Annotated in this window: 12 protein-coding genes, 2 tRNA genes and 2 rRNA genes (1 of these 16 only partly in view); 6 read left to right on the top strand and 10 right to left on the bottom strand. The window is 40.5% G+C overall.

What is annotated here, in order from left to right; genetic code table 11:
* Positions 1 to 167: 167 nt before the first annotated feature.
* The 5 genes from Rain11_RS12400 to Rain11_RS12380 form a co-directional block, all read right to left on the bottom strand.
* Positions 168 to 470 carry a hypothetical protein gene (locus Rain11_RS12400; RefSeq protein WP_101359689.1) on the bottom strand — a complete coding sequence of 101 codons (303 nt, stop codon included), beginning with the start codon at positions 468 to 470 and terminating at the stop codon, positions 168 to 170.
* A 63-nt stretch (positions 471 to 533) separates the two neighbouring features.
* Entirely contained in the window at positions 534 to 749 is a 216-nt protein-coding gene (locus Rain11_RS12395) for a hypothetical protein (protein ID WP_101359688.1), read from the bottom strand.
* Positions 750 to 1,037: 288 nt separating this feature from the next.
* Entirely contained in the window at positions 1,038 to 3,293 is a 2,256-nt protein-coding gene (locus tag Rain11_RS12390) for a DUF5723 family protein (protein ID WP_101359687.1), read from the bottom strand.
* Between the two features lie 228 nt (positions 3,294 to 3,521).
* Complete coding sequence (locus Rain11_RS12385) at positions 3,522 to 4,637, bottom strand: S1C family serine protease (RefSeq protein WP_101359686.1); 1,116 nt, start codon at positions 4,635 to 4,637, stop codon at positions 3,522 to 3,524.
* A 31-nt stretch (positions 4,638 to 4,668) separates the two neighbouring features.
* Positions 4,669 to 5,277 (bottom strand): RNA polymerase sigma factor, encoded by a 609-nt coding sequence (locus tag Rain11_RS12380; protein WP_243390593.1) that lies wholly within the window; start codon positions 5,275 to 5,277, stop codon positions 4,669 to 4,671.
* Positions 5,278 to 5,437: 160 nt separating this feature from the next.
* On the opposite strand from Rain11_RS12380, the gene Rain11_RS12375 reads away from it, so the two are divergent.
* A complete protein-coding gene (locus tag Rain11_RS12375; protein WP_101359685.1) occupies positions 5,438 to 6,250 on the top strand; it encodes an enoyl-ACP reductase FabI in 813 nt (270 codons plus the stop codon).
* A 41-nt stretch (positions 6,251 to 6,291) separates the two neighbouring features.
* Here the strand turns inward: Rain11_RS12375 and Rain11_RS12370 are convergent, their stop codons facing one another.
* Positions 6,292 to 8,196 carry a M23 family metallopeptidase gene (locus Rain11_RS12370; RefSeq protein WP_101359684.1) on the bottom strand — a complete coding sequence of 635 codons (1,905 nt, stop codon included), beginning with the start codon at positions 8,194 to 8,196 and terminating at the stop codon, positions 6,292 to 6,294.
* Between the two features lie 67 nt (positions 8,197 to 8,263).
* Between Rain11_RS12370 and trmB the strand changes: the two genes are divergently transcribed.
* Positions 8,264 to 8,920 carry a tRNA (guanosine(46)-N7)-methyltransferase TrmB gene (trmB, locus tag Rain11_RS12365; RefSeq protein ID WP_101359683.1) on the top strand — a complete coding sequence of 219 codons (657 nt, stop codon included), beginning with the start codon at positions 8,264 to 8,266 and terminating at the stop codon, positions 8,918 to 8,920.
* Between the two features lie 40 nt (positions 8,921 to 8,960).
* Here trmB and Rain11_RS12360 read toward each other — a convergent pair whose 3' ends face one another.
* From Rain11_RS12360 to Rain11_RS12345, 4 genes are all read right to left on the bottom strand, one after another.
* Positions 8,961 to 9,809 (bottom strand): DUF2911 domain-containing protein, encoded by an 849-nt coding sequence (locus tag Rain11_RS12360; protein ID WP_101359682.1) that lies wholly within the window; start codon positions 9,807 to 9,809, stop codon positions 8,961 to 8,963.
* A 75-nt stretch (positions 9,810 to 9,884) separates the two neighbouring features.
* A complete protein-coding gene (locus Rain11_RS12355; protein ID WP_101359681.1) occupies positions 9,885 to 12,497 on the bottom strand; it encodes a zinc-dependent metalloprotease in 2,613 nt (870 codons plus the stop codon).
* 35 nt (positions 12,498 to 12,532) lie between these two features.
* Positions 12,533 to 15,781, bottom strand: coding sequence for a S41 family peptidase (locus Rain11_RS12350; protein WP_101359680.1), 3,249 nt, complete (start codon positions 15,779 to 15,781; stop codon positions 12,533 to 12,535).
* Between the two features lie 115 nt (positions 15,782 to 15,896).
* Entirely contained in the window at positions 15,897 to 16,253 is a 357-nt protein-coding gene (locus tag Rain11_RS12345; protein WP_101359679.1) for a 4Fe-4S dicluster domain-containing protein, read from the bottom strand.
* Positions 16,254 to 16,879: 626 nt separating this feature from the next.
* On the opposite strand from Rain11_RS12345, the gene Rain11_RS12335 reads away from it, so the two are divergent.
* The 4 genes from Rain11_RS12335 to Rain11_RS12320 all read left to right on the top strand — a co-directional run.
* Positions 16,880 to 18,392: ribosomal RNA gene (locus tag Rain11_RS12335) — 16S ribosomal RNA — on the top strand.
* Between the two features lie 192 nt (positions 18,393 to 18,584).
* Positions 18,585 to 18,658: transfer RNA gene (locus Rain11_RS12330), tRNA-Ile, on the top strand.
* 6 nt (positions 18,659 to 18,664) lie between these two features.
* Positions 18,665 to 18,738 (top strand) — tRNA-Ala (locus Rain11_RS12325).
* Between the two features lie 132 nt (positions 18,739 to 18,870).
* Positions 18,871 to 18,931, top strand: a 23S ribosomal RNA gene (locus tag Rain11_RS12320) (its annotated part continues 2,500 nt past the right edge of the window); the annotation flags it as partial.

Genomic DNA, 18,931 nt, shown 5'->3' with positions numbered 1-18,931 from the left:
TGTCCTAACGGGCGTAGAGAGTTCTCTTTTTTTAGGTATGGTTTCCTGTTTTTGCAATATTGCCTCTTAAATGATACCCAATATCCACAACTTGTAAAAACTATTCAACTTTTGTCGGAGGACTAAATGACTTCATATTATTTTACAACAAGTAAAAGACTTAATTATCAACGTTCTACACAAACCCAAGAATTTGTTATACAAGCGGTTTCGTTTGTTTTATGTTTTTGGTATTTTATTTTTTTGCCTTTTTCTCGTTTAGACAATTTCGTTAATGTATCTTTTTTTGAACTTTCTTTGGCTTCACAAGTTTTTGTACAATTGATATTGTGGCATATTCTGTCGTGGTAAGTAGGATTTGTACTGAAACCAAAAGTATCTTCATCCATACTTATACAATCAGAAAAACCTCCATAAATGGCTTCTTTCTCTGTAATTGAGAGATTTTCAATCAACACTTTTTTTTTCATAATCAGGTTGTTTAGTTTTTCAAAAAAGCGTTATACGCTTTCCGTGTAACGCAAAATAAAATTTTAATCTTTACTTATGCAAATAAATTTGTTTGTTCTACAAGTAGCACCTGAACAATTTGTATTAGAACAAGTATTAGTATTTGTAGTTGAACCTTCTGAAAAAGTTGCTACAAGCACATCTGTAAATCCACCAAATACGACCTCATCTTTGGTTTGAATAGGCTCTAATTGAATTACTGCTTTTGTTAGTTCTTGATTTTTTTCTTGAGATTTCATAAGAAATTCTGTTTTTTGAGTTGAACATAAATTTTGAGACGTAACGTTACGGTAAGATATTCTGATTCCCGGGTGCATACAGAATTCTTACATCGCAAAGCTGTAAAAAAAAAAAAAAAAAAAAAGAATTTTTTGATTTTTTTCGAGTAAATACATACAAGTTTTTGAAAATCAGTATTTTGCTCTTTGTTAAATAAAATACTATTAGTTTGTTTTTTTTCTGAAAAACATTTTCAAACAGAAAAGCGATAACACCACTTAAAATTGATGTTATCGCCTGCTTTTTTGTTACAAAGATTTGATTTCTACTCTTCGGTTGGCGGCTCTTTGTTCGGGGGTGCGATTACCCGCTTTTATATCAGTAGAACCGTCTTTGGGGCGTTCATCGCCAAATCCGATGGCGGTAATTCTTTCAGGCTTAATACCCTTTTTCACCAAATAATTTTTAATGGCATTGGCTCTGCGTTGTGAAAGCTGTTTATTGGCTTGTTTATTACCTACATTATCAGTATGCCCTTCTACTTGAATTTTTGCTTCGTTGTATTTGAGCATTAGTTGGGCAAGTTCATCAAGCATAGGGAAAGATTGACGCTTGATAGTAGCTTTTCCTGTTTCAAACTGAATCTCACGAGCAATAGCGGCGAGTTTATCTTCCTCAATTTTATTAGCGGGGCAACCTTTATTATCTTTTAAGCCGGGTATATCAGGGCAGGCATCATCTTTATCGGCTACGCCGTCGCCGTCTTTATCAGGGCAACCTTGCAACTCACGCAAACCAGCTTCACGAGGGCAGAGGTCATCTTTATCGGGCAAGCCGTCGCCATCGGTATCAGGACAACCTTGGAATTGGGCAAGTCCTGCTTCGTTGGGGCAAGCGTCATCTTTATCAGGGATTTTATCGCCATCGGTATCAGGGCAACCCTGAAACTCACGCAAACCGGGCTGGTCGGGGCAAAGGTCGTTTTTATCAATAATTTTATCGCCGTCTCTATCGGCACAACCCTGAAACTCGGCAAGTCCTGCTTCATCGGGGCAAGCATCATCGGCATCAGCAATGCCGTCATTATCTTTATCAGGGCAACCGCCTACACTACCTGTGGAGTTGGGACATTTGTCTTTTTTATCGCTAACGCCATCACCATCGCTATCTTTGGGACGTTTTTTGTTGAAAATAGGCAAATTCAGCCCTGTATAAATATTGGCACCGCTGGCTTTTTCGCTGAAAAGCGTGCCAATGATATTATCCGAACCCACAAACAAATATGCTAAACGAAGCGATAGACCTACATTAAAATTGCTGAAATTCTCGCTAAACATCACAGGCACAGCAAATTCTAACAAGCGACTTTCATAACGCGGTGTAATCCCTACGAAAGAGGCTTGGTGCATACCGATAGCACTTTTTCGCCGCAAACTCTGTCCGTAAGTAAGGTTAGCGTAAAGTTTATTAGCGAGTTTGTAATCAAAGGTTGTAAAAAGCATAGTGGGGAGTGTGGTTTTGTAAGGAGCAGTAATCTGATTTAGGTTTGCACCTAAATCTTCTGCCAAAGTATCAGGTTCGGTAACATCAAAGCGTTTTACAATGGTAAGCGTGTTCTTGTTGATGGTGTAGAAGCGAGATTCTTGCAGTTTGTAAGTAATTCCTCCCAAATCTATAAGAGATAAACCTACGCGATACTTGTAAGTAATCATTCGGTGGTCGGTACGAGTTTCGCCGTCCATTTGGTATTTATTTTCGTTGGGATTAGGGCGAAATTCATAAGAAACCCCCACATCAGCTCCCAAGCCATTAGCGAGCCTTCCTTGGAAAACATCTTGAAACTCATCAAAATTAGCAAAACGAGGGTCGCTGTAACCAATCGTAATTTCGCCTTTTTGCATATTGTAGTAGTCATTGTCATCAATGAAGAAATCTACATTTTTTCCTTGAATGGTCAGCCCGCCAAAACCTTGTAGGTATTTTAAGGTCGCACCTGCTTTCAAATAATGGCTACCTTCACTCCAAAGCGTACGGGCATAACTGGCTCGGTATTCTGCCAAAGCGTTGATATTCAAATTTCCGCGTGCATCTTTGAAAAGCTGGTTGCGATATACATCAGAAAAATTTTCTCCTTCAAAACGTGCAAGTGTGTAGATATTCTGCGAGACGTCAGTAGCATTGATAAGAAAACGAGGACGCAAGCCGAAGGCAATGCTATTTTTTTCGTTAAGTCTAACTAAAAAATTGAAAGGACGAAAATCAATACCTTGTCCAAAAAAATTGCCGTTACTTCTTTCTATCATTTTGCTTACTTTGAAATTTTCATAGCCTTGTAATAAAGTAATTACTTTTTGTCCTGATTGGAAATAGTTGTTGGCAACGTAAAAATCAAAAGTAAGAAAATTGAGAAAAAATCGGTGCTTGCTATCCGCAATACTGGCGGGGTTCAGATACAAGCCATTAGTGCCTGCATAATTGCTATTAGCAACACCAAGCAAGTTTTGAGCATTACTCCAATGCACAAAACACATTAAGCAAAGTGAAAGTAAGTAGTTTTTTTTCATAACATTATGGTTTTGAACTTGAAAAGTACAATCTACAAATGTAAAGTTACATAATTTTTTACAAACACACCAAAAAATTTTCTCCTGCTGTTATGTGAAAATCAATGCTCAAAAAATAAGCGGCAAAATCTTTCTAAAAGACTTCGCCGCTCATTTTTTGAAGGGGTAGAAGGTTAGGGAGTTTGAGTATATTCTGCTTCCTGTTTCTTGTTTCCTGCCCTATTTTTATTACTTGCTTGCTGTTATATCGGTAGCTTTATGTACTTTTAGCTCAAAAACATAATTTTGCAGGGCTTTGATTTGTTGCGGTCTTTTGAGCCAAGCAATGTTGTTGAACAAGGGTAAAAGAATAGGTTTTTCAGGTTTTTGCCCTTGCATTACACTATCAATCAATTTTTTGATGTATTTTGCCTTGATAGCAAAAGCCGCCCCTTCTTGCAAAGTGTGCTTACGATTGATAACGCCAATCAGAAAACCTTTATCATCAAAGAGGGGGGCACCGCTATTACCTGGGTTTACGGGTACAGAAATTTGATATTCTAAACTATCGCCTTCAAAGCCTGTGCGTGCTGAAATTTCACCTTTTCCATATACCATATCTTCGCGAGGGTAGGCAAGTGTAAAAACCTCTTCGCCCAAATCCGCTTCCAAACGCAAAGCATAAGGCAAGTTTCTGAATCCTCGGAAAGAGCTATCTTCTATTTTCAGCACTGCCAAATCGGTTTTTTCATCTTTATAGAAAACCTTTACTTGGTAGCGTTGTAAGGAATCTTGCCTGCTTTCGGCAAAAATCGCATCGGCATCTTTTACAGCGTGATAATTAGTAAGCAAATAGCCATTGGCGGAAATTACAAAAGCAGTAGCGGTATGGTCTATGGGTTGAGTAATATTTTCCTTTTCCGATTTCTCCTCCAAAGAATTCTGACGTTTTTTTACATCATCAATATCTTTTTTGAGCGAGCGAAAATAAGCCGTTTGCTTATCCTCTAACTGATTGAAATTTTTTACATTCCAAAGCACACCTACGGCAGTCAGAATAGCTACTGAAGCGGCTACTGCCATAGTGGGGAAATGTTTTTTCCAAAAATTCTGAATAATGGGGTGCTTGTAGAAAACCCAAGCCTTGTGCTTATCCAAATCTTTGTGAAAGAGGTTCATTTGAGCTTTCAACTGCTCACGTTGAGCCATTTGGGCAAGGGTTTCCAACAAAAATTTATGTTCTTCTACTTCTTGGGCAAAAGCAGGGTCATTTTGCATTTTGGCTTCAAAATCGCTTAAATCATTACCCTCCAACTTACCTGCGAGGTAGTTTTCAATCCATTCGTATTTTTGTTGTAAGTTCATAGTTTTCAAGGTTCAAAAGAATTCAACCACACTACACTTCAAACTTTTTATATTTTTCAAAAAAGAGCTTTTTTAGCCTGACTAGACACTTATATTTTTGGTTTTTAGCATTATCGGCATTAGTGTAGCCCATTTTTTCGGCAATATCTTGCATAGTAAGCCCGCTGATGTAAAAATCTTTTAACAAGGTTCGGCAAGGTTCGCCGAGTTGCTCCATAGCGGTTGCCATTGCCCCGAGCTTTTGCTCATTTTCTTCTATGCCGAGTTCGTCTTCTTCCAAAGGCAAAAAACTTTCAAAATCTTCTAATTTACCGAAGTATTTGCCTTTTTCGCGTAAGCGTTTGAGCCACAATTTTCTGCAAACCGAATACAAAAAAGTTTTAATTTGGCAGGTTAGCAGAAAATGCTCTTGACGCAGTTTTTCGTATAAAATAATCACTGCCTCTTGGTAGAGGTCTTTGGCGTCTTGGTCGGTGCCATTGTTTTGAATAATAAAGTGCAAAACAGCAGGATAGTGTTGCTTGTAGATGATTTCCAGAGCCTTACTATCGCCTTGCCGAAGTGCCGAAATAATATCTGCTTCCGAGTGTTGCAAAGCTTCGTTCATTTGAGCCTTGATTGAAAGCAGAAATTTAGCCATTGCACTTGTATTTTCAAAATCTTGCCCCAAATTTTCTTTTAATACCTATTTTACATAAAAGTAACCTTTGGAAATCTAAAATTTTGATTTTGTGTGAGCTTGGCTTGGAAAAATAGCTATATTTGCCCAAAATGTTTTGGTTTTATTAAATTTAAGAATTATGGCATACAATTTATTAGCTGGAAAAAAAGGAATTATTACGGGTGCATTAGATGAAAAATCTATTGCTTGGCAGGTGGCTCTCAAAGCTAAAGCAGAAGGAGCAACCTTTGTTCTTTCCAATGCTCCTGTGGCTTTGCGTATGGGTAAAATCAACGAACTTGCTCAACACTGCCAAACGGAAGTGATTGGAGCAGATGCTACTTCGGTAGAAGATATTGAAAACCTCTACAAAAAATCAATGGAGATTTTAGGGGGGAAAATTGATTTTGTACTGCATTCTATCGGTATGAGTCCAAATGTTCGCAAAGGCAAAGAATATGGCGACCTAAACTATGAATGGTTTATGAAAACCTTAGACATTTCGGCAATTTCTTTTCATAAAATGTTGCAGGTAGCCGAAAAATTAGATGCCCTGAACGAATATGCCTCCGTAGTGGCATTGAGCTATATTGCCGCTCAACGTACTTTCCCCGATTATTCGGATATGGCTCAAGCCAAAGCACTACTGGAGTCTATTGCTCGCAGTTATGGGGAGCGTTACGGAAGGCTCAAAAAAGTGCGTATCAATACCATTTCGCAATCCCCTACGAAAACCACCGCAGGAACAGGCGTTTCGGGCTTTGATGCTTTTTTTGAGTATGCCAATATGATGTCGCCTTTGGGCAATGCCCCTGCTGAAGCCTGTGCTGATTACTGCATTACGCTTTTTTCAGACCTCACGCGTTATGTAACGATGCAAAATCTTTACCACGACGGAGGCTTTTCATCTATGGGTATTTCTCCTGAAATTGTTGGTAAAATGCAACCTTGATATATCAAAAGAGACGCATCATAATGCGTCTCTACGAAAAATTACAAAATTATTTTCCATACTTGCATATTTCCTACTTTATCCCACACACGCAACTCAAATTCACCCGTAAGGGGTTCGGTATAATGAGTTTCTGTCCAGAGGGTAGCATTTTTATGCTCATATTCCATAAGCAGAAACTTTCCGTTCAGATATGCTTTGAAGTGCGAAATGCCCGAAGCGTCATCAGTGATTTGGAAAACTAACTTTTCAGGGCTTTTGCGAAGCAATCTGATAGTAGGCGGCTTAGTATCTTGCACAAATTTGAAATCGCCTGTTAGGTAGCCTGAACGAATAGCAAAAGTGCTATCGTTGAGATTTTCTAAAAATTCTCTGCCTCTGCTATGCCTAATGAACATTTTTTTGAGGTCAAGCACGTTACTTACATTATTTTTTTGATGTTGATAAGTAACTTCTACGTCCCACACCAAAGGCTCGTTGATTTTGCCTATGTAAAAATGTGTAGTTTTTGCTGAAAAATCTAAATAAGCCGTATCAGCCAAAGCCCCATTTGGGAAAAAAACTTTCATCAGTTCATTTTCAAAGAAAGTATTTTTTTTAGGAAAAATAAGCTGTTTATTGAAGGGTAATTCTATATTTTGGGAGCGAATTAGTTTTGGCAAACCTTTACGTAAATCGTACAAAAAAATAGCTTCTTTGCCTTTTTCAATGTAAGCAAGGGGAATTTTCAGGCTTTTTCCGTCTTGCAAGATAAGTTCAATAGAGCCTTTGGTATTGGGTTTCATTAGGTATTTGCCACGTACAATGAGCGTATTTTCAACAATATCATAGCTCAAAATCCCTGTGGCAAGTAGCTCATCGGTTTCATTAAAATCGGGTTTTTCGCCTTGTAGAGTGAGTTCTAATGTTCGGCTATTGCCGTTGGTATCTTCTAAATCTACTTCTACTGCATAATTTTTGCCATCTTCAACGAAAATTTTACCATTTCCTTTGTAAATCCCTAATCGGTTGCCATCGGTTTGGTAAAATCTCTGAAAGCTACTGCCTGTCTGTAAAAGTAAGGCATAATTGATATGCAAATTAAGGGCATATATTTCGTAAATAGGGAAATTAGTAATGTGAAAAGCAAAAATTTCTTTACCCTCTACACGCAAACGAACTTTGGAGGTTGCAAAACTGCTTTTAGAACCACTAACAATATCCCAAGTAAGCCCTTCAATGCCAACCAAGCCGTAACATTTAATTTTTTGCGGAATTTTCCAGCCTTTTGCCGAAGGCAATGGAGTAAAAATTTGTGTTTGAAATTTACTATTTACCCTACTTTCAGGGGAAAGGGGGGAAACAGCTACTTTCAGCAAGCGAGGAGGCAATTTGTCGTGTTTTTGCACAGCAAAAAAATCTTGCGGATTAAGCACAAAATCGGCTATGTCACGAATTTCAAAATGCAGATGCGTGCCGAAAGAATTGCCCGTGTTACCCATATAGCCGATAGTTTCTTTGGCTTCTATGGCTAATTCTTCGGGGTTGGGGAAAAGTTCTACCTCAAAACTTTCTTGTTCGTACTGCTTTTTGCGTACATATTTGCGAATTTTCGGGCTAAAATCAATCAGATGTGCATAAACGCTCACGTGGTCGATTTCGGGGTGGGTGATATACACCACATTCCCATAACCATAAGAAGAAACCTTGATACGGCTTACATAACCTTTGTAAATACTATGAATTGGCTCATAATCTTCACCCACTATATCTAAACCACAATGTAAATGATTAGGACGGATTTCGCCTACATTCCCCGAAAGAATGATTTGCGAGAAAGTGGTGTCATTAGGTTTTATAGGAAAAGTGTAAAGATTTCGCTGTCCCCAAACATCAGAAAAAAGCACAAAAAGCCCTATAAAACTTTGAATACTTCGCCACCCTGCATTGAGCAAAATACTTGGCATAGTGAATTTTTGAAAACCTCAAACAAATTTACAACTTTGCAAGCAAAAAACAAACTAACCAAAAGCGATGGGTAGAAAAAAATTAGAACGTTTTGCACAAAATCAGCAAAGTTGGAATGTCATTGAGGCAGGAAAGCCTTTTTATGAAGTTTGTAAAGGAAAATGGCATAGTGATTTTTTCAAAAATCAGAACCCAATAGTATTGGAACTTGCCTGCGGGAGAGGGGAGTATTCGGTGGGAATGGCAAAAGTTTTTCCGAATAAAAATTTTATTGGTGTGGATATCAAGGGTTCAAGACTTTGGAAGGGTAGTCAGGAGGCTTTGAAAGAAAACCTGTTGAATGTAGCTTTCTTACGTACATACATACAAAATCTTGAAAACTTTTTTGCTCCCCAAGAAGTAGCAGAAGTTTGGCTTATTCACCCCGACCCACGTCCCAAAGAAGCCGATGCTCGGCGTAGGCTCACACACCCTCGTTTTTTGGAAATGTATCGCAATTTATTACAAAAAGAGGGTTGGGTACATCTAAAAACCGATAATACAGGACTTTTTGAATATACTTTGGAAGTTTTGCGAGAGCAACAAATTAAAAATTTACATTTTACCTATGATTTGTATGCTTCGGAATATGCGACAGAGCATTTTGGGATAAAAACTAAGTACGAACAAATATTTGAGCAGGAAGGAGAAAAAATCAAGTACTTGAAATTTCAGTTTGCATAGAAAAAAATAGGGTGAGTTTATGCTCTCACCCTAAAATATTTTATTTCATTTTTTGTTTTTTCCACTCTTCAAGATTTTTTTGGTTCATTTTTACGTAGGTTTCCATTTTAGCTTCTTGGGCAAGTTTTAAGGATTTTTCAGCGGTAGCGATAGCTTCCTTGAAAAGTTTATTGGCGGCATAGGCTCGGGAAAGTGTGTAGGTATTCCAGTAAGTTTCTTTCATAGCTACGGATTTTTTTGCCCAATCTAATGCTTGCAAAAGCTCTTTGTTGCTATCTAAAAGGTAAGTAGCGGAAGAATTGTAGGTTCGGTAAATGTTTTCTGCTTCACTCACCGCCTTTTTGATATTGGCAAGAGCTTTGGTATCGGTATCTACACTGATTTTCAGAGCGAAACGCAGTCTATCCCAAGCAAAAACAAGGTCTGCGGCATCTACCTTGATGTTATCAAAAAAGAAGGTCATTGTTTCTGTAAAAGGGGCGTTGAGGTCGGGTTTCACTTTGATACGTACAAGGTCATCATCAGATTTATAACCATCTGTGCCCCAGAGTTTGGTATTTTTGTTTAGAATAAAAGTCCATTCGTCTTGTGCAGGAATGGTAAAAACTGAATACTCTCCCGCAGGAATATTTTGTCCTGCTAAAACTACATTATCCGAAAACGAAATCACCGTGCAGGCATTTGCCCCTGTACGCCAAAGTGTGTTGTAGGGAACTAAATTTCCCCAAATGGTGCGTTCTTTCACACTGGGGCGTGAATAACGAAGGCTGACATCAGTAAGCCCTATTCTTTGCTCAATTTTGCAAATAGGACTGGCTTGGGGCAATTCTTGTGCAAAAGTTTCTTTTCCCCAAACTATCAGAAACAAAAAAACGAAAATCTTTTTCATAAAGCCTGTTTATGTTTTATTCTAAAAACGCAAAAACTTCCCAAATTTATGATTTTTCGGGAAGTTTTGGAAAATTTATTTGCCGTTGAGGGCTTTTTCTATTCTATACACGATATGTTCGCGATGGGCTTTGGTAGCCGTGTCGCCTGTAAGGTTACCTTTCAACATTTTACGAATCTGATTGAGCTGATACAAGGCTACGGATTGAGCAGGATAGACATATACCGAAGGGGTATTACCCAAACCTGCTATTGCTATCAATCTGCCTACATATTCTATTTGCAAATTTTGTCGGAAAGTATTTACCGAGCCGTTCAAGTCGGCTTTGAAAATGGCGTCGGTTAGGTCGTTCATTATATCGGCGAGTTTGTAGCCGTTGCCATAGTGTTCGGAGTTTAAGATACGTTGTTGGGTTACAGGACTTAAAAGGTGCGTTAGAATGCTGGCGTGCATTGAAAGCACTCTTTCATTGATACGAGGGTCTTCGCCACGACCAAAAAAGTTGAAGCCTCTGCGTTGTTGTTGCAGATAATTATACAAATCCGAAGGTGCTTTCATTGCATCAGGGGCAAAAACGTTATCGGCAAGGGTTTTCATAGCTCTTTTTTGCTCTTGAGCGGGTACAGGTGTGTAAGGTTGTGTAGCTCCTTTTTGTCCTATAAAACCTCTATCTACATACACTCCCCCGATATAGCGAGAAATAGCATTTGCCGAATTGAATTTTTGTCCTGTAAGAGCTAAATAACGTACCAAAAGCTCATCATAAGAGCGGTTAGGATTATTTTTGATGTACTCATCTTTGAGCTTTTTAAGCATTTCGTTCACTAATTTCATTCGGTCTGCACCATAGGCAATCATATCAGAGGAATGGTCAAAAATCATCACACGGGGGTCAATACCGCTGAAAGAGCTACGCATATCATCGGCATCATTTCCGAAGGCGAGTTCAGGCTCAGTAGAGCGAGCGAGTAATTTTTCCAAGCGTTCTTTTTCGGCTTGTGGGTTTTCCATTGTGCCATAGGCAAATTCAATTGCCCACATATCATAAGGACCGGGCTTGGTGGTGAAATATTGTCCTTGTTTGCTTCTATCGGAAGCAATATTAGGTAAAGGATAATCCATTACCGAACCTTGCAAACCTACACGGCGGGTTAGCTCTTCGTTGTGTAAGTTTTCAGGGCTATGGAGTTGAGTGGCTTTCATATTGTGGTTCAAGCCCAAAGTATGCCCCATTTCGTGTAGAACAAGGTAATAGAGCGTTTCTTCAATATATTTTTTCCTCTGGTTTTCATCAGCCCCTAAAAGGTCAAGAGCGGTATGCCCAAAAATATTATGCACTTGCAAGTGGTATCCCAATGAGCAGAAATGAGCGTGGTTTTTGTGAAAACGGATAAATTCTTGCTCTGCTTCCAAAAGGTTGTTGGAAATGGCAGTGGTTTCAAAAATTTTATCATTACGCATCGCATTGAGAATGTAGGTATATTCCAGCATAATATCAGCACCCAAGATTTGCCCTGTGCGAGGATTGACAAAAGAGGGTCCATATCCTCCAAAAGGAGGTAGCGGCGAAGATGTCCAACGCAGTACGTTGTAGCGAATATCGCCTGCGTCCCAAGTAGCAGTATCGGGTTGAATGCGAATTTCAATGGCATTTTTGAAGCCAGCTTTTTCAAAGGCTTCGTTCCAAGCCAAACCTGCTTTCATTATAGTTTCACGAAACTCCAAAGGAGTTGTTTTTTCTATCCAAAATACAATAGGCTCAATGGGTTCAGAAAGGGTGGCGTTAGGGTTTTTCTTTTTCAAGTGCCATTTATGAACTAAATCTCTGAAATTAGTAGAAGTCGTGCCTGTCAGGTCGGTTACTTGGGTGGTGAAGTAGCCCACACGAGGGTCGTCAAGGGTAGGGGTAAAATCATTTTGAGGCATTTCTATAAGGCTATGTTGTGATTTAATCGTAATGAAACGCCCATCGGCTACTGCATCGCTGGTGCCTCCTTGTGGAGTAGGGTTATCAAAAGTATATTCCACTACTACATCAGTATTTTTTGGATAGTTCCTGATAGAGGCATACTTGGTTTTATCTTTGCTCAAATTACCCACTCTAAAACCCTGATAAGTAGGAGGATAATTAGGCTTTATGGGAGAAAACTCTTCTGCCAAGAACACTTTTTCAGCTTTGATGAGAATTTCGCCTTTTTCTTTGTCTTCGGCTTCAATTTTTTCTGAAATCATCACGGCATTATTGATGTTGGCATCTTTGGCTTTGGAAAGGGCGTTGTTGGGGTCAAAATAGTAAGCGGTATTAAGTGTGATAAACTCAATTCTTTCAAAATAACGCTTGATAGTAAAAACTTTATTATCTCTAAAACTTCCTCTGAAATGCCCACCTTCTAAAACGCCATCAACGGTATGGCTGAAATAAATATATTCTTTATCCAGTTGGTCTTTTTTGATGAGCATATACACGGTGCCGTCTTTTTCATCTTGATACAAGTTGAAAAGCCCAGGATAGGCTTTGCATTTGCTCGTAATAGATGAAATCGTCTTTTGTTGTTGATTTTGAGCATTAGCAGGGGTGGCACTTGCTTCCTTTTTGGCTTCATCTTTTTTCTTCTTGCGTTTTTGGGCTTCTGCATCAGAAACCGAAAGTAAAGAGGCTATAATAAGCAACAATGAGAGATATTTCATACAATTATGAATTTAGGTTTAGGTTACAAAAATACTTATTTGGCAATAATTTCTAAAAGTTCTTTTACGGCACGTTCCAATTGTTGGTCTTTGCCTTTGAGCAACTGAGCGGGGTCGTTGGCAATTTTAATATCTGGTTCTAATTGGTTGTTTTCCATATATTTCCCTTGGTTGTCCATCATTCCCACCTGTGGAATACCGAATACAAGGGTATTATCAATTTGAGTTTCCCACCAAACGGCTGTTCCTGTACCGGGCACAGGCATACCGATTGTTTTGCCAATTTGATAGGCTTTGTAAGTTACAGGAAACAAATGAGCATCGGAGTAATTCCCTTCGCTCATCAGCACTACCGAAGGTTTAGACCATTTACGCATAGGTTCTTTGCCCATTGCTTGCTCACGGGGTATCATTGTCATATATTTTTTGCCACTCAAAAAAGTAGCCAAATCGTCGTGTAGCCAGCCCCCACCATTGAAACGCGTATCTACGATAAGAGCTTCTTTGGTTATATGTTTGCCTAAAACATCTTCAACTACGGTTCGGTAGCTGGGGTCGTTCATTCCACGTACGTGTACATAGCCTACTTTCCCGCCAGAAAGTTTTTCAACTTCTTGAGCTTGGCGAGCTACCCAACGCTTGTAAATCAGTTCGGCTTCCTCACTTCTTGAAATAGGCTTTACTACTTCCTCAAAGCGTTGTTTGCTATTGGGGTCAAATACCGAAAGAAGCGTATTTTTACCTGCTTTGCGGTTGAGCAGGCTGTAAAAATCAAAGTTGGGAGTAATTTCTACGCCGTCAATTTTTTCAATTATCATACCCGCCTTGATGCGAGATTTGGCGTTATCCAAAGGGCTTTTGGCAATGATTTCGGCAATTTTTACACCATTGCCCTGATAGCTATCATCATAAAATACGCCCAGCGAAGCGGTGTTATCGCCATTGGGAGCGTTCGGACTGAAACGGCAACCCGTATGCGAAGCGTTCAGTTCGCCGAGTAGCTCAGAGAGCATTTCCGAAAAATCGTAGTTGTTGTTGATATGTGGCAAGAAACGTTTGTATTCGTTGTAGTAAAAATTCCAATCTACTTTGTGCAAATCGGTTACGTAGAATTTCTTAACCACTTGTCGCCAAGCGTGGTCAAAAATATAGCTTTTTTCAGAGGCATAGTTCAAATTCATTTCGGCTTTGATGCTGATAGTTTCCTTTTTTCCGCTTTCTACATCAATTTTGTAAATATTACCCTCGCCCAAAGTGAGTAAAAATTTGCCATCTTTGCTCAACTCCATTGCGTTGCCTGCGTTTTTGGCGAGAATTTTAGTTTCTTTGGTGCGTAGGTCGGTTACCCAAAGGTCATTATCCTTTTCAAAACGAGCTAAATAATAAAGTTTTTCACCATCTTTGGAAAGTACTGCATCGGCAAGGCGTGCCGAATGGATAGTGAGCCGAACTTTTCGGTTTTCAATATCATTCAAATCTATAATCCACTGATTTTTAGAGTTTTCAGTTTTATCGGTTTTGGCTTTTTTATCTCGCTTGTTTTCGGTTTGTTGGGTAGTTTCTTTTTTCTCTTTTTCAGTTTCTTTTTCTTTTTCCTTCAAAATTTCTAATTCTTCTTTGGAAAGCAAAAAGCGGTCGTAGGTAGCTTTATCAAAAAACATTGCATAAACATCTCTTTCGCCGCCCCAAGAAGCGTGATTTTTCATTCCGTCTCTGTCCGAAGTCCAAATCATTGCTTTGCCGTCCATTACCCATTTGGGCATTCCATCGTCATAACCACTTTGGGTAAGGTTAATAGGCTCACTTTTGCCGTCTGCTTTTACAAGAGCAATTTCTTCCATAAAAATTTGCCCTCCTTTCGGTACAAAAGTTGCTAAAAGGTATTGGCTATCAGGCGACCAGGCAAAATATTGGTCGCCGTCCGAATACGAATAGTTGTATGTGCCTGCAAGCACCGTACGAGTGCTTTTGCTGGTAATGTTATAGACTTTCAGGGTGGTGCGTTCTTCCAAATAAGCAACCTCCTTCCCATCGGGCGAGTAGGCGGGCTGAAACTCCTCGGCATTGGTGGCTACAAGAGCCTCTTCTTTGAGCAAAGTGGCATTGAAAAAATAAGGCTCATCTTTGCTCGCAATACTGCTTTGGTAGATATTCCAACTGCCGTTGCGTTCGCCTGCATATACAAGGCTTCTGCCATCGGGGCTGAAACTCACAGAGCGTTCTTGTTCGGGGGTGTTGGTAATGCGTTTGGTGATACCTCCTTGTAAGGCACTGACAAAGACTTCGCCACGAAATACAAATGCTACTTCCTTGCCATTGGGCGAGAGAGCCATTTCGCTGATACCACCCGAAATAGGAACGATACGTTCGGTATTCAGGCGGCTATCGGTAGCGATTTGGATATTTACTTTACGCGGCTGACTGCCCTCTTGCAAGGTATAAATTTCTCCATTCCACGAAAAGCAGAAAGTTCCGCTATTCGCCTGCGAAAGGAAGCGAACAGGGTGTTTTTCAAAGTTTGTAATTTGTTGTGGATTTTTGCCATTCAACCCTGTCTTCCAGATATTGAGGGTGTTAGATTTTTCGCTTAAAAAATAGACGTTTTTGCTATCGGGGCTAAAAATTGGGTTGCGGTCTTCGCCTTCAAAAGTAGAAATTTTCTGATAGCTTTGTTTTTGGGTGTTGTAAATCCAAATATCGCGTGTAACCGAAGAGGTATGATGTTTTCGCCATTTATCTTCGTAGCCTTTCCAGTCTTGATAGACAATCAGCAAGCCATCGGGGCTGTAGCGAGCGTGTTCGGCATTGAGGTCTAAAAGCATTTGGGCTTGTCCGCCATTTACCGAAACGCTGTAAAGTTGTTCGGTACGTGGGAATTGCATATTTTCGGCACGTTGCAGACGGTAGCTATGAAAAATAACCTTTTGGTTATCGGGTGTGAAGTCAGTAGGGAAGTCGTTAGCCGAATGAAAAGTGAGTCTTTTGGCTTCGCCGCCTGTGGCGGGCATTACAAATACATCAAAATTGCCGTAGCGGTCGGAAGCAAAGGCAATGGATTTGCCATCTTTACTCCAAACAGGCATAAAGTCGTGAGCTTCGTGCAAAGTAATAGGCACAGCCAATCCACCCGCCGAAGGAACTCGGTACAAATCACCTTTATAGCTGAATACGATAGTTTGTCCATCGGGCGAAATAGCTGGATAACGCAGCCAAAGCGGGTTTTCTTGGGCTTGCAATTGTTTGAAGCAAAGGAAAAGTAACAGAGTAAAAGTTTTTTTGAGCATACAACAAAGTTTTTTGTTTAGCAAACGTAACAAAAAGGAATTTAGTGTTTGCTACAAAACAAAAAAGCCACAAATTTTTGTGGCTGTAAAAATAACGCAAAATATATTGAATGAATTATGCTTCTACTTCTTGGTGCAACCAAGCCTTTTTAGCGAGTAACTCTTCTTTGGTTTCTTCGTGCTCGGGGTCTGGCACACAACAATCCACAGGACAAACCGCCGCACATTGAGGTTCTTCGTGAAAGCCAACACATTCAGTACATTTGTTTGAAACGATATAGTAAAATTCATCTGAAAGTGGCTTTTGTTTGGCTTTGGCATCTATAATCGTACCATCTTCCAATTCAACTTCTGTAAGGTTAGTACCACCTGCCCAAGTCCATTCTACACCGCCTTCATAAATAGCAGTATTAGGGCATTCGGGTTCGCAAGCACCGCAGTTGATACATTCATCAGTTATCATTATAGCCATAATTCAAGGATTTTTTAAGTTTAATCAGATAACAAAAATTCATACAAAAAGTTCAGACTTGTAGAAGGCTGGCACAAAAATTCATTTTTTATACTTTGTAAGCAATTGATTTTTAGGTTTATGAAAAAAAACTTAAAAAATTTTCTTCAAAAAATTTGGAGAATAGTTTTTGAATGTATTACCTTTGCAGTCCCAAAATCAATCAAGCGGATTGAGCGGGTTAAAAAAATTGAAATACTGCATAATTTAAGTGATTTTAAGAGAAGGGAGTTTGTTGTTAAAAGTTCTTAAAGTTTTTTTGGCTTTAAGTCTTGCTGATAAAAGCGTAAAAAAAATTTGAGAAAAAACTTAAAAATTTTTCTCAAAAAAATTTGGAGGATAAAAAAAAATCACATACCTTTGCAGTCCCAAATTTAAGGAGCGACAGCGGGTTGCTCATAAGAGAAGCGAAGTAAAATATTTTCTTAAAAATATTTGGTAAAGAGGTTACAAAGTATTAGTTTTGTAACCCGCTTTTTGAAAAAAAGCGCTTTGGGTGATAAGCCCAATAAGTTCATTGAGAGGATAGCTAAACAGCCCACCAGTCATACTTTGAGTATGAGACAGCTTGGATTAAATAAACTTTTACAATGAAGAGTTTGATCCTGGCTCAGGATGAACGCTAGCGGCGGGCCTAATACATGCAAGTCGAACGGGATAGGTGGCGACACCTTGAGAGTGGCGTACGGGTGCGTAACGCGTATACAACCTGCCTGTTACACGGGGATAGCCTTGCGAAAGCGAGATTAATACCCGATAGTACTATCAGGTGGCATCACTTTGTAGTTAAAGCTGAGGCGGTAACAGAGGGGTATGCGTCCCATTAGCTAGTTGGTAAGGTAACGGCTTACCAAGGCTACGATGGGTAGGGGTTCTGAGAGGATGATCCCCCACACTGGTACTGAGATACGGACCAGACTCCTACGGGAGGCAGCAGTAGGGAATATTGGGCAATGGACGGAAGTCTGACCCAGCCACGCCGCGTGCAGGAAGAAGGTCCTCTGGATTGTAAACTGCTTTTCTTGGGGAAGAAAAAGCTTCTGCGGAAGTTATTGACGGTACTCAAGGAATAAGCATCGGCTAACTCCGTGCCAGCAGCCGCGGTAATACGGAGGATGCGAGCGTTGTCCGGATTTACTGGGTTTAAAGGGTGCGTAGGCGGGCGATTAAGTGAGAATTGAAAGGCAGTCGCTCAACGATTGTAAGGTTCTCATACTGGTTGTCTTGAGAGTAGTGGAGGCAGATGGAATGAGTGGAGTAGCGGTGAAATGCATAGATACCACTTGGAACACCGATTGCGAAGGCATTCTGCTACGCTATATCTGACGCTGAGGCACGAAAGCGTGGGGAGCAAACAGGATTAGATACCCTGGTAGTCCACGCCCTAAACGATGGTTACTCGGTGTTCGCCTGTATAGGTGAGTGCCTAAGCGAAAGCGATAAGTAACCCACCTGGGGAGTACGACCGCAAGGTTGAAACTCAAAGGAATTGACGGGGGTCCGCACAAGCGGTGGAGCATGTGGTTTAATTCGACGATACGCGAGGAACCTTACCTGGTCTAGAATGTGAGGGAATGGCGCAGAGATGTGTCAGTCCGCAAGGACCCGAAACAAGGTGCTGCATGGCTGTCGTCAGTTCGTGCCGTGAGGTGTTGGGTTAAGTCCCGCAACGAACGCAACCCCTATCGGTAGTTGCCAGCGAGTAAAGTCGGGGACTCTACCGAAACTGCCTACGCAAGTAGAGAGGAAGGTGGGGACGACGTCAAGTCATCACGGCCCTTACGACCAGGGCGACACACGTGCTACAATGGGCGGTACAGAGGGTAGCGAGGTGGTGACACTGAGCCAATCTTGAAAGCCGCTCTCAGTTCGGATTGCAGGCTGCAACTCGCCTGTATGAAGCTGGAATCGCTAGTAATCGCAGATCAGCCATGCTGCGGTGAATACGTTCCCGGACCTTGTACACACCGCCCGTCAAGCCATGGGAGTCGGGTGGACTTGAAGCTGGCAGGTTCAGTGCCAGTTAGAGTTAAACCGATGACTGGGGCTAAGTCGTAACAAGGTAGCCGTACCGGAAGGTGTGGCTGGAACACCTCCTTTATGGAGAAGCTGGGTGAGGCTGTTTAGTAACTCAATGAGAGGAGAGAAGTTAGATGTCAGGAGATAGATATTAGATGAGATAGGGAAAAAGATAAAGACAGGTTAAAGAAGTTAAGTAAAAATAACATTTATCAGGAGGATAAATGTTAAGATATAGGATACGGATAGGAAAGGAGGAGGAATTATCAGTATAGATCCGTAGCTCAGGTGGTTAGAGCGCTACACTGATAATGTAGAGGTCCCCAGTTCAAGTCTGGGCGGGTCTACGGAGGGGGGAATTAGCTCAGCTGGCTAGAGCACCTGCCTTGCACGCAGGGGGTCAACGGTTCGAATCCGTTATTCTCCACGACAAGAAGTGCTGGTTTGTAATTTTAGCACTTTGAAAGAAACTTCTACGGAGAGAAGCATTGCCTACAAGAGGCAAGAAGTTCATTGACAAGTTGGGAAACAATCTACAATAACGAGTCGTAGTAACTCTGAGAAACGTTGTAAGGGCGTATGGGGGATGCCTAGGCTCTTGGAGGCGAAGAAGGACGTGC

Source organism: Raineya orbicola (assembly GCF_002843425.1).
GTDB lineage: Bacteria > Bacteroidota > Bacteroidia > Cytophagales > Thermonemataceae > Raineya > Raineya orbicola.
The sequence above is the reverse complement of the archived record's forward strand: the minus strand, read 5'-3'. Positions and strand labels throughout refer to the sequence as shown.

Coding starts and splice junctions, on each gene's coding strand:
- Rain11_RS12350 (WP_101359680.1), bottom strand. CDS start 15,781: ATGCTCAAAAAAACTTTTACTCTGTTACTTTTCCTTTGCTTCAAACAA.
- Rain11_RS12380 (WP_243390593.1), bottom strand. CDS start 5,277: ATGGCTAAATTTCTGCTTTCAATCAAGGCTCAAATGAACGAAGCTTTG.
- Rain11_RS12400 (WP_101359689.1), bottom strand. CDS start 470: ATGAAAAAAAAAGTGTTGATTGAAAATCTCTCAATTACAGAGAAAGAA.
- trmB (WP_101359683.1), top strand. CDS start 8,264: ATGGGTAGAAAAAAATTAGAACGTTTTGCACAAAATCAGCAAAGTTGG.
- Rain11_RS12385 (WP_101359686.1), bottom strand. CDS start 4,637: ATGAACTTACAACAAAAATACGAATGGATTGAAAACTACCTCGCAGGT.
- Rain11_RS12370 (WP_101359684.1), bottom strand. CDS start 8,196: ATGCCAAGTATTTTGCTCAATGCAGGGTGGCGAAGTATTCAAAGTTTT.
- Rain11_RS12390 (WP_101359687.1), bottom strand. CDS start 3,293: ATGAAAAAAAACTACTTACTTTCACTTTGCTTAATGTGTTTTGTGCAT.
- Rain11_RS12345 (WP_101359679.1), bottom strand. CDS start 16,253: ATGGCTATAATGATAACTGATGAATGTATCAACTGCGGTGCTTGCGAA.
- Rain11_RS12375 (WP_101359685.1), top strand. CDS start 5,438: ATGGCATACAATTTATTAGCTGGAAAAAAAGGAATTATTACGGGTGCA.
- Rain11_RS12395 (WP_101359688.1), bottom strand. CDS start 749: ATGAAATCTCAAGAAAAAAATCAAGAACTAACAAAAGCAGTAATTCAA.
- Rain11_RS12360 (WP_101359682.1), bottom strand. CDS start 9,809: ATGAAAAAGATTTTCGTTTTTTTGTTTCTGATAGTTTGGGGAAAAGAA.
- Rain11_RS12355 (WP_101359681.1), bottom strand. CDS start 12,497: ATGAAATATCTCTCATTGTTGCTTATTATAGCCTCTTTACTTTCGGTT.